This window comes from Anaerocolumna sedimenticola (assembly GCF_009931695.1).
GTDB lineage: Bacteria > Bacillota > Clostridia > Lachnospirales > Lachnospiraceae > Anaerocolumna > Anaerocolumna sedimenticola.
Map to the genome: position 1 here is coordinate 4,830,344 of NZ_CP048000.1, position 11,547 is coordinate 4,841,890.

Annotated in this window: 9 protein-coding genes and 1 pseudogene; all 10 read right to left on the reverse strand. The window is 38.1% G+C overall.

The features are described 5' to 3' along the window. Positions 1-409 precede the first annotated feature (409 nt). The 10 genes and pseudogenes from Ana3638_RS21540 to Ana3638_RS21575 all read right to left on the reverse strand — a co-directional run bounded on the left by Ana3638_RS21540 (position 410) and on the right by Ana3638_RS21575 (position 11,353). Complete coding sequence (locus Ana3638_RS21540; RefSeq protein ID WP_161839873.1) at positions 410-1,480, reverse strand: branched-chain amino acid aminotransferase; 1,071 nt, start codon at positions 1,478-1,480, stop codon at positions 410-412. A gap of 187 nt (positions 1,481-1,667) precedes the next feature. Continuing rightward, positions 1,668-2,800: pseudogene (locus tag Ana3638_RS21545) on the reverse strand (class I SAM-dependent methyltransferase). Positions 2,801-3,123: 323 nt separating this feature from the next. Next, positions 3,124-4,761, reverse strand: coding sequence for a hydroxylamine reductase (hcp, locus tag Ana3638_RS21550; protein WP_161839874.1), 1,638 nt, complete (start codon positions 4,759-4,761; stop codon positions 3,124-3,126). A 247-nt stretch (positions 4,762-5,008) separates the two neighbouring features. Beyond that, a complete protein-coding gene (locus tag Ana3638_RS21555) occupies positions 5,009-5,413 on the reverse strand; it encodes a D-lyxose/D-mannose family sugar isomerase (protein WP_330587713.1) in 405 nt (134 codons plus the stop codon). A gap of 172 nt (positions 5,414-5,585) precedes the next feature. Further along, a complete protein-coding gene (locus Ana3638_RS25475; protein WP_246240477.1) occupies positions 5,586-5,702 on the reverse strand; it encodes a glycoside hydrolase family 2 protein in 117 nt (38 codons plus the stop codon). Then, entirely contained in the window at positions 5,699-8,113 is a 2,415-nt protein-coding gene (locus Ana3638_RS21560; RefSeq protein ID WP_246240478.1) for a glycosyl hydrolase 2 galactose-binding domain-containing protein, read from the reverse strand. Before Ana3638_RS21560 ends, Ana3638_RS25475 begins: the two co-directional genes overlap by 4 nt. 39 nt (positions 8,114-8,152) lie before the next feature. Continuing rightward, positions 8,153-8,986, reverse strand: a complete 834-nt coding sequence (locus Ana3638_RS21565; RefSeq protein WP_161839875.1) for a carbohydrate ABC transporter permease — start codon at positions 8,984-8,986, stop codon at positions 8,153-8,155. After that, on the reverse strand, positions 8,986-9,201 hold the full coding sequence (locus Ana3638_RS25480; protein ID WP_246240481.1) for a hypothetical protein: 216 nt from the start codon (positions 9,199-9,201) through the stop codon (positions 8,986-8,988). The genes Ana3638_RS21565 and Ana3638_RS25480 overlap by 1 nt, the downstream gene beginning before the upstream one ends. Next, positions 9,198-9,869, reverse strand: a complete 672-nt coding sequence (locus Ana3638_RS21570) for a carbohydrate ABC transporter permease (protein ID WP_246240483.1) — start codon at positions 9,867-9,869, stop codon at positions 9,198-9,200. Before Ana3638_RS21570 ends, Ana3638_RS25480 begins: the two co-directional genes overlap by 4 nt. A 116-nt stretch (positions 9,870-9,985) precedes the next feature. After that, on the reverse strand, positions 9,986-11,353 hold the full coding sequence (locus tag Ana3638_RS21575) for an extracellular solute-binding protein (protein ID WP_161839876.1): 1,368 nt from the start codon (positions 11,351-11,353) through the stop codon (positions 9,986-9,988). Positions 11,354-11,547 lie beyond the last annotated feature (194 nt).

Below are 11,547 nucleotides of genomic sequence, written 5' to 3' on the forward strand. Positions count from 1 at the left end.
ATAATCTTGAAAGCTTTTCATGACTTATTTCATTATTTTTAATGGCTTTCCTAGTAAAATATCTTTAATGTTCATTTATTTTCTCCTTAAAATTATGTACTATATTTATAGCGAATTCCAACTAATTCTACTAATTTCTATTTTAAGCGTCAATATAACAATTGCACAATAAGCGGATAGTTTATTAGTGAAATATTGTATATTAATACATATTTTTTAATTCTACACCGCATTCTAGCGGAATTCATCCAGTTACATAATTCCCCTGATTTTCATGCATTATACAAAACCGCAGCAGTGTTCACCTTTATTTCGTGCAAATAGGTAACAAGCAAGGTGGCTTTTCGGATAACGTATATATTAAAAGAGCTGTTCCCTAAAAGAACAGCCCCTGCTGAATTTATAACTATTATTTTACTTCTACGGTCCAATTAAATTTATCTTCTAATCTTCCCAATTGGATTCCGGTAATGGTATCATAAAACTTCTGGCTGTATTCACCGATACCGCCGTCTTTTACTTTCATGATATGATCTTCCCACCTTAATTGTCCAACCGGAGAAATTACTGCTGCTGTTCCGGTTCCAAATACTTCTTCCAAAGTTCCGCTCTTATGGGCTTCATAAATCTCATCAATGGATACTCTTCTTTCTTCAACCGGTAATCCCCATGTTTTACATAAATTAATAACAGAATCTCTGGTTACACCGGGTAAGATACTTCCGTTTAATTTCGGAGTTACGATTGTTCCATTAATTTTAAAGAAAATGTTCATTGCTCCGACTTCCTCAATATATTTTCTTTCTACACCATCCAGCCATAATACCTGGGAATAACCCTCTTCATGTGCTTTCACCTGGGATTTTAAGGAAGCAACATAGTTGCCGCCGGTTTTGGCTTCTCCGATACCGCCTTTAACGGCACGTACATACTCATCTTCTATCCAGATCTTAACCGGATTTAATCCTTCCGGATAATATGCGCCAACCGGAGATAAAATAATGATAAACAAATAAGTATCAGCAGGTCTCACTCCCAAAAACGGATCCGTAGCAATAATAAACGGCCTGATATATAAAGAGGTTCCCTGTTTGGTTGGAATCCAGGCTTCATCCATCTTTACTATAGCTTTTAAAGCCTGCAGAAAATCCTCATCCGGAATCTCTGGTATACAGATTCTTCGATTGGTTTTATTTGCTCTTTCAATGTTTTTGTCAGGACGGAATAATAATACTCTGCCATCTTCTGCCTTATAAGCTTTTAATCCCTCAAACATTTCCTGACCGTAATGAAATACCATGGCGGAAGGTTCTAAGCTGATTGGTTGATAAGGCACTATTCTTGCATCATGCCACCCCTTACCTGTTTCATAGTTCATAACAAACATATGATCCGTAAATATGGTTCCAAATTTTAAGGGATTATCCGCTTTTGGAAGTTCCTTGGGGGTTGTTGTTGTTTCGATTCTGATATCTAACATGATACTCATCCTTCTTTCATAAATTTTTGCTGCCAACTACTCGAAATTCTTACGGATTTCTTTAGACAAATAAATAATTATAAATATAACTACTATATTAGCCTTACTAATAATAATTTTCAAGTATTATTTTTTATTAATTCCTCAGCTGTTAAACATTTTAATCCAACCCACTTTTTCTGTTTTCTTACACTACTCTGATCATTGGAAGATCATTGGCGACACCCTTTGATACCAGTATTTGATGTAAGTCTATTATACCGTTATTAAAGGTTGCAGCGCAGGATGCCAGATACAATTCCCACATCCTTGTAAATTCATCACCCATCATTTTAATAATCTCTTCCTTATGTTCCAAAAACCTGCTTCTCCAGCATAACAATGTGCGGTTATAATGTCTTCGAAGACTTTCAACGTCTAACGTATAAAACTGATATTCCGGAAGAATCTGCATGAGTTCCCTTAAACTTGGAATTGTTCCCCCCGGGAAAATATATTTCTTAATCCAGGCATCCCCGGGATATTCTTTTAATGCAGTTATGGAATGAAGTAAGAAAATACCTTTATCCTTTAATACATGATACACATTTTTCATAAATAAATCATAATTATCCCTGCCGACATGTTCTATCATACCTACGCTTACAACCCGGTCAAATGATAAATCCGAACTGCTTAAATCCCTGTAGTCCATGATTTTAACTTCTAACAAATCTTCCAATTTTTCTTCTTTAATTCTTTCACTGAATTTCTCATATTGTTCTTTACTTAGTGTAATTCCGGTTCCTTTTACCTGATATTTCTTAGCCGCTTCAATTAATAGGGAACCCCATCCGCAGCCTATATCCAATAATGACATTTCCTTATCTAAATAAAGTTTATCCAGAATATGATTAATTTTGTTCATTTGGGCTTCGTAAAGGGTATTATTTTTGTCTTTGAAATAAGCACAGGAATAACTCATGGTTTCATCCAGCCATAAGCTATAAAAATTATTTCCGATATCATAATGAGAGGTAACTTCTTTCTTTTGGTTACCTTTACTGGTAGCGGTATATAACAGGCTGTGGAGCTTTGATTTATTCGTTGTAAACTTGCCCATTTCTCCCAGAAATAAATTCAGCACTTCATATAAGTCTTTATCAACTTCAATATCCCCCTCATATAAGCTTCCCCTAAGGCTAAGGACGTACTGGTTACCAAATCGCTTTTACTGATTGGTTTTTTTAGAATTACCGTAAAATTCGGTTCTCCGTTGCCCATTTTCTTTATTTCATTTTCCGATTGCAGATTAAATGCCACCGGTATAATGTTAGACATATAATCCATAAAAAATTTATCAAACATGATTCTGCACCATCCTTTCTATTTGGGGTATTGATCACCAAAATATCCCATTTAATTATATTCACAAAAAAACGTATCGTTATACAATTAATTAATTATTTTGTTAAATTCTTATTTTTTCGTCAAACATAGACTCTTTCTGTCATCCCATTAATACTTATTTCACAAAAAGCTTAAGTTATAATCCGGATAGTACGGAAATAACTTAAGCCTTTTTGTTATTTTTCTATATAATTTTTATTAGAGGATAATCTTTATATATTTATAAATGAATATTCGTTTTATCGACGGTAAAATTAAGCCATAAACAATTTGATATCGTCTTCTACCGTGCCGATTCCTGCAATTCCAAAGTTCTCAACTAATACCTTGGCTATATTTGGAGATAAAAAGGCAGGTAGTGTTGGTCCTAAATGGATATTCTTTACTCCCAGATATAAAAGGGAAAGTAAAACAATAACTGCTTTTTGTTCATACCATGCAATATTAAATGCAAGAGGCAATTCGTTAATATCGGATAAATCAAATACTTCTTTTAATTTTAATGCAATTAAAGCCAGGGAGTAGGAGTCGTTACATTGTCCGGCATCTAAAACTCTCGGTATTCCGCCGATATCACCTAAAGGTAGTTTATTGTATTTGTATTTAGCGCAACCTGCTGTTAATATAACAGTATCTTCCGGCAATGCTTTTGCGAAATCCGTGTAATAGTTTCTGGATTTTGCTCTTCCGTCACATCCTGCCATAACGAAGAATTTCTTGATTTTACCGGTTTTAACTGCTTCAACAACCTTATCTGCTAAAGCAAATACCTGATTATGAGCAAATCCACCGATGATTTCTCCGGTTTCAATTTCAGTAGGAGCCGCACATTTTTTCGCATGCTCAATTATCTGTGAGAAATCTTTCTGATCTCCGCTATCCCCCGGTATATGGGCACATCCGACAAATCCTGCCGCACCTGTTGTATATAATCTGTCTTTATAGCTTGCTTTCGGCGGTACAATACAGTTTGTAGTCATTAAAATCGGTCCGTTAAAGGACTCAAATTCTTCGTTTTGTTTCCACCATGCATTACCGTAGTTGCCAATGAAATGAGTATATTTCTTAAATGCAGGATAATAGTGGGCCGGAAGCATTTCAGAGTGTGTATAAACGTCCACGCCGGTTCCCTCTGTCTGTTTCAGTAATTGTTCTAAGTCCTTTAAGTCATGTCCGGAAATTAAGATACCAGGGTTCTTACCTACTCCGATATTAACTTTGGTGATCTCAGGATTACCATAAGAAGAAGTATTTGCTGTATCCAATAAGGCCATACCGTCAACACCGATCTTACCGGTTTCAAGGGTTAAAGCTACTAATTCATCTGCACTTAAGCTATCATCTAAAGTTTTTGCTAAAGCGCTCTGCATAAATACATGAATGGATTCATTATCAAATCCTAAAGCAAGAGCATGTTTAACATAAGCGGAAAGACCTTTTAAACCGTATGTGATTAATTCTCTAAGACTTCTTACATCTTCATTTTTTGTTGTTAAAACGCCTACCGTTACGGATTTTGCATCTAATTCAGAATCTGTACTTGCATCCCATAAAGCTGCTTCTGATAAATTTGCTTTATTATTTAATTTATTTAATAATTCTCTTTTTGCATTTAAAGTCATTTTAACGCGGTCATAAAATACTTTGTCATCAAAATTTGCGTTTGTAATTGTAGTAAATAGATTAAGTGTTACTAAATGATTTATATCTCCGCCAACGCTCTGGCCTTCTTCTCTTAATCTGGTTGTAACTTCAGAAAGCCCTTTGGTCGTATAAATTAATAAATCCTGCATTCTTGCAAGGTCGGGTGACTTACCACATACCCCGAATTTTGTACAACCGGTGCAACCTGCTGTTTCCTGGCATTGATAACAAAACATTGTATTTTCCATTCAAATATCCTCCAAATCAAATTTGTTTTTTTGTTTTTCTTGATGTGTTAATCATATAACAAAATACAATCATTTTCCGTAACAAATGTTACAAATTTATTTGGATTACTATAATCATACAGAAAATCAGCCATTCTAAAACCATAACGAAACAGGCGTGAAAGTCATCACTTCCACGCCTAAATATTAAGCATCCATTTAATTATAAATGTTTACCTCTCATAACTTTCGTTTTTACACCTGCTTTTTAATCCTCTATTGCAGGAACCCGTTTGATATCCGGATCAGTAAATACATCAAATTCATCCAGGCTTCTTGTACTGAATTCCGAGATTACGGCACCCTGGGGTCCTGCCTGAAACCAATGTTTGGTATTCGGATATAAGGTATACTGCTCTCCTGCATTTAACACAATTTCATGTCTTACCGTATATCCGGCTTCATAACCTTTGGGTATATGCCCTTTTGTTTTCTCTGTTTTATCCCCTTCCACATATAAATATACCGTACCGTAACGGCAGCGAAAGGTTTCCTCTTTCCCCTCATAATTTAGCTCAGGAACCGGTCCGTGGCAGTGTTCCGGACAGGTTTGTCCGGGTAAAAGCACCATCTCCTTTGCACAGCACCGTTCCGTATTTACAAACGTTACCAAACTTAATCCAATATGTTCTAAGTCATTTAATCCAAAATCGGCAATTTCAATGTTATTTTTTCTTCTTCAGTTAATATAATATGAGCTTTCTCATAATAATCCAATACCTGCTGTCTTACTTTGTCATAAATTGCTTTTTTCATGGTTACCTCCAATCTACCAGCTTGTAGAATTATCTGACTGCAGCAATGACTAATTCATGCCCCTTCGCCTTTTTTACGGTAAATGTCTTTACTTCGCCGGGCAGTAAATCAAAGTAAGCATCGGAGCAGTCATAATCACCTTTCACATATACCCATGGACATAACCTTTTGCAGTTACCGTCACCAGCTTATTCTCTCCCTCTTCCTTTTCTGATACTACCTGAACATTTGATCTCTCATAGGATAGTTTTCGATTATCCTCCATTCTTAATGAGATATTATCAATTTTCTCATCTTCTACATAGAGCATAACCGTTCCCTTAGTATAATCATACGCAGGTAATTCCTTCTGATACAGATATACTCTTTGGCCCGCCGGCACTTTCAGAACCATTTCTTTCAGATCCATAATTTTCCCGTCAAAAGAAACGTAACCATACCTGGCTTTTACCTCCAAATCCACGGACAGATCATTAAGCCCCTGGAGAACCACATTATTACCTACAAGCCGCAAGGTAAATTTCTGATGTGCCAGTGCTCGTTTTACCGCATAAAACGGTATTTTACGTCTTAAATAATAATCTATGATTGTCCAGCCCACTTCACCCCAGGCATCATTATACATCCAGAATAACCCGCCGGAGCAATGTTCCTTAAACCGCATGGCTTCCAGGGAATAACCGTACATCAGCCCGTGTACCATACCGCCGTATAAAATGTAATCCTCAAGAGACAGCTCTGCCGCGTTATCAACATAATTCTTTTCAATACCGGCATAAACCGTTCCCTTTTCAAATACATTACAATGCATACGCCACGTATCCGTTCTTCTGTCCACCCCTGCATTTTCCATGTATTCCAAAGTTGTTTTCTTACTGCAGGGTCCGATAAAGCCGTATTCACTGACAAACTTGGATTTTATGGTATCATAATCCTTTACCTCTATCCGCTCCTCCATCCTAGGGCTCATCAGGGCATTATGCCACCTGTGCACGTCACCCACCGTATCCGCATTGGGAAGGGCACCTCCATAAGGTGAGCTGTTCCAATAAGGTATCTTTTCGCAGTTTTTATGTAAAACTTCCTTAACCATATGGTTAGGAATGGAAAGGCCATACTGGAATTCATATTTAAATTCAATGTTCCATCTTGGATTATCGATGGAATTAAAAATCCAATGTACTTCATTGGTGCCGCAGAATAATCCGATACAGCAGTGATTCCGCAGCCTTTTGGTCTGGAAGTCCAATTCCTTATACATTTCATCACGGAACCACTGGTGATGGTCCGGATAAGTAGAGCAGGCAAACATAAAATCATGCCATAATAAAATCCCTTTTTGATCGCACAGTTCATAAAAAATATCCCTCTCATACAGGCCGCCGCCCCAGACCCGGAGCATATTAAAATTGGCTTCAACGGCCTCATCCGTCAGAACGTGGTATTTTTCCTCCGGAACACGGGCATAGATAAAATCATTGGGAATCCAGTTGCCACCCTTGCAATAAATCGGTTTATCATTCACCACTAAGGTAAAATTACGGTCCTCTCCCTGTATTACACTGGTATCCAGCTTTATGGTACGAATCCCGAAAGAAAAAGCCGGATACTCAGTTACATATCCTTCGCAGCTGGCTTTCACTTCAATCCGGTATAAAGGCTGAAGTCCATAACCGTTGGGCCACCAGAGCTTGGGATTTTCTACCGAAAGGTAACAATCCATAAAATTGTAACCGGAAGTAACTAAAGTATTTTCTATTTTTTCACTGGCACAAAGGGTATCACCCTCCCATAAATTCACTTCCATATCACAGCTTCTGGTACTGATAAAGCTTAAATTTTCCACATTGACACAAACATGAAGTTCGGCCGCTTTACCAATGGATAAGGTTTCCGCTTTTACCTCTCTTATTGCTACGTTTTTATAACTTCTAAGAAAAGCATTCCCTGTAATTCCTATGGTAATTACTTTAGGTCCCCAATCCCATCCCACCGTATACTGGGGACGTCTTACAAAAGCTCTTCTTTCATCACCGCGGTATTTACCACCGTTACGTTCCTCAATACATACCGCATGGTCGAGTTCTGCCATATCCTCTTTGCTAATTTCTTCCAGTCCGCTTGTAAGCCGGACCGTTATCACATTTTCTCCCGGAATGATATATTCCTTAATATCATATACAAAAGGATAATGGACATTCCGGTGGGTTTTTAAGTAGAGTCCGTTAATAAAAATATCACTCCTGCAGTCCAGTCCTTCCAATACCAGTTCAATGATATCCTCCTGTAAACTGACTTCCCTGCTGTCAAACCTTTTTACAAACCACCAGGAACGGTCTTCGATCCATTCCGTTTCCCTGCAATAATCGGATAACAGCGGTTCTTTGATTTTACCAGCCTTAAGCAGGGGCATTCTTACATCCACCGGTAAATCACATTGATACCAGCCTTCTTTCATAGCCCTTATCTGATTGTGATAGTCCTTGCTCCATTTTAATGGAGCCTCCAACATCTCCCAGTCTTTATTTAAATTGATTGTTTTCATCTTTACACCCATTGCATTCGCATCCTTTTCTGATTCTTTATCGTTTTAATACTAGCCTTTCACTGCCCCGGCTACCATTCCCTTAATTATCTGTTTGGAAAATATAAAATAGATTAGCATGGCAGGAAATATGGCAATAATCATTGCCGTCATCATTTTTGGGTAATCCGTTGTAAACTGGCCCTTAAACAGGGTAATTCCCACCGGAACCGGCATCCATTTTTCCGAATCCGTTAAAATCAAAGCAAAAGTGAATTCATTCCATGCATAAAAAAATTGAATAATCCCAACCGTAACTAAAATCGGTTTGCATATGGGCAATATAATCGAAAAAAGAGTTCTATGTAAGGAACTTCCGTCAATTGCCGCTGCTTCTTCCACTTCGCTGGGAATTGACTTTACATAGCTCTCAACCAGAAATACGGCTATGGGTAAACCAAGGGCCGTATAAGGCAGGACTAAGGTAAACCAGTTATCGGTAAATCCTGCTTTGGTAAAAAGCACATACATGGGTACAATAAGAGCATGTACCGGAACCAGCATTCCCAATAAGAAATAATTGTAGACCACATTCCTGCCGCGGAATTTATAACGGGAGAGAAAATATCCGGTAACAAATCCAATCAACAGGATGAAAAATAAAGATAATACACTGTTGCGAACCGTATTTCCCATCCAGGTCAGAATGTTACTATTGGTAAAAATGGAAATATAATGTGAAAAATCCAAACTCTTCGGCAAAGCAAGCGGACTCTCATAAAACTCGGATTTATCCTTAAGGGATGAATAAAACAGCCAGATTGCAGGAAATATGCAGGTAATGGAAAACAGCATAAGTACCACATTGGGAATCACCCTTAAGAGCTTTCTGCCCGTATCCTTCATCACTCCACCTCCTTGTTCTTTGTAAACCGAAGTAATATGCCCTGGCTGCCGGCTACCAGAATAAAACTGACAATCAATATTATAATTGACATGGCACTTCCGTACCCCATTTTATAGGACAGGAAAGAAGTTTTATAAGCATACATAGCCATTACACTGCTTGCTGTACCCGGGCCTCCACCGGTCATTGCATAAATATGGTCAAATATTTTCATATTCCCGCAATACATAAGGTCACACAAACAATCAGGGTATTCTTGACTAATGGCAGGGTAATATAAATAACTCTCTGCAAACCACTGGCCCCATCAATCTCAGCCACCTCAAATATCTGAGGATCAACGGATGAAAGTGCCGACATAATGATGATCAGATAATAGCCCACATACTGCCATACCAGAGGAACAGCTACAAGCATTAATACTAATTTATCATTATTCAGCCAGGCCTGTGCCCTATCACCAAATCCGGTCATCCTTAACAGGGTATTTAGAAGTCCATAATGGTAATCATAAATCAGGTTCCAGATAAAACCGATTACTACCGCGGATAAAACTGCCGGAAAATAAGTCATGGTCCTATGGAAACCTTTGAAACGAACATATCTTCCGTTAAGCAGAACCGCTAAAATAAAAGCAATACCGATCTGGCCGATCAAGCAGACTACTGTCAGGTAAATATTATTTTTTAAGGATTGAAAAAAAACATCATCCGTAAGGACATCCGTAAAATTCTTAATTCCCTGATATATCATTTTGGTTCCGCCGGACCAGTTAAACAGCCCATAATAGAAAGCCAGACAGATTGGTATCAAAATGATAAAGCTATACCATAAAATACCCGGAAGAAGATATAAAAATATCATAGGCTTTTTTACTTTCATACCGCCATATTCTCCTTTTAAAATTGGGGCTGGTGCAAAATAGTCAATTTACTAAACTTGTGTCTAGAATATGATTTTTATTTCTTGAATTTTGCAACAGCCCTAATCATTATTTATTATTTCAGCAGATCCTGTTCCGTCTGGATTTCGGCTGCCAGATCCTCCGGAGTCTTAGAATTATTCAAAAGCTCCTGTATTCCCGTATTCATTACTTCAATCACCGATCCGTTCATTCTCAGATCATATACCGGTGTAAAGCTTACCCCGTCAACCAATTTTATAAAATCTTTGGACAACTGGGATATTTTAGACTGATCCGGATTATCAATGATTGCCGCGCCGATAATACCGTGTTCATTTGCTGCATATTCACACATATCATAACCGGTGGTTGCAAAGATAAAATCCATTGCCGCATCTAATTTTTTACCGGTAAGGTTCTTATTGACCGCAAAATACCATCCGCAGCCGCCGGATATACTGTCTGCCTTGCCGCCGTCAACTGCCGGTAAGATCGCTACTTTTGTATTGTTTAATATATCCTCTGAGGCAAAAGATTCTATTGCCGATACGGTCCAATGTCCTGAAACAACAGAAGCCGCTTTTTCCTGAGAATAATATTCAACAGACTGGGTCTCAGTGATTGTGTTAAAATCCGGATTAAATACCTGTTTAACCGCCATTTCCTGCAGCTTTGTTAGTGCTGAAATAAATGCCTGGTCCGTAAATTTAGCCTTTCCGTCATGGGCAATAATACTGTTTGTCCAATCCATACCGGTATAACGGTCTCCCAATGTGGAAAGGATACAGGATTCTGCAGGCCATCTCTCTGAATTTCCTAATGCGATTGCAGCAATTCCCTTTTCATTAAATTTCTCAGCTGCGGAGGATATGTCATCCCAATTATCCGGAAAAGTATCATATCCGATGGATTTCCATAACTTGTCATTGTAATAGACAACTGATGTAATGGATAACTGGTTCGGCAGACCATAAATATTTCCATCCCTTGTTGCGGCATCAAATACCCCTTCGCGAAAAGCATCTTTATGTTCATACTTATCTAAATAATCGTTAATCGGTGCCATAATGCCGTTATCAACAAAGTTGTCTACCCAGGAACCCTTAACCATAAAAATGTCCGGTACTTCATTCACTGCAGCCTGCGCCTGGATTTTGGTGGAATAGTCCGACTGGGACATTGACTGCTGGTTCAGTGTAATATCCGGGTTTTCCTGCTGCCATTTTTCCGCCATGGTTAAAAAGCTGTCACCTACTGCATTGCTGCTTCGTTCTTCTTCCAGATAATAATGTGATACGGTTAATTCAACATCTTCCCCTGTTTCCCCGCTGTCTGTTTCTCCTCCTGCATTTTCCCCGCTGGCAGCCTCCTGCTTTGGTGTGTCCGTCTTTGCACTGCTGCATGCCGTTAAAGCTAAAATCATTGCCATAAGTAAAGCTAAAGTACATATGTTTTTTTTCATACCCAATACCTCCGTTTAATTTGATACCTTATTTTAACCCGTAAAGAAGAAAGAAAAAAGCCATGAAACACGCTATTCTTATCCTCATAAAATGACTTTTTCATGTTACTGCTAATTTCTTGGAAGTTTTCACCATTAAAATATCCCATATTCTTTACCAATATCCCAAGATAATGTCGTGTTTTTCTTTCCAG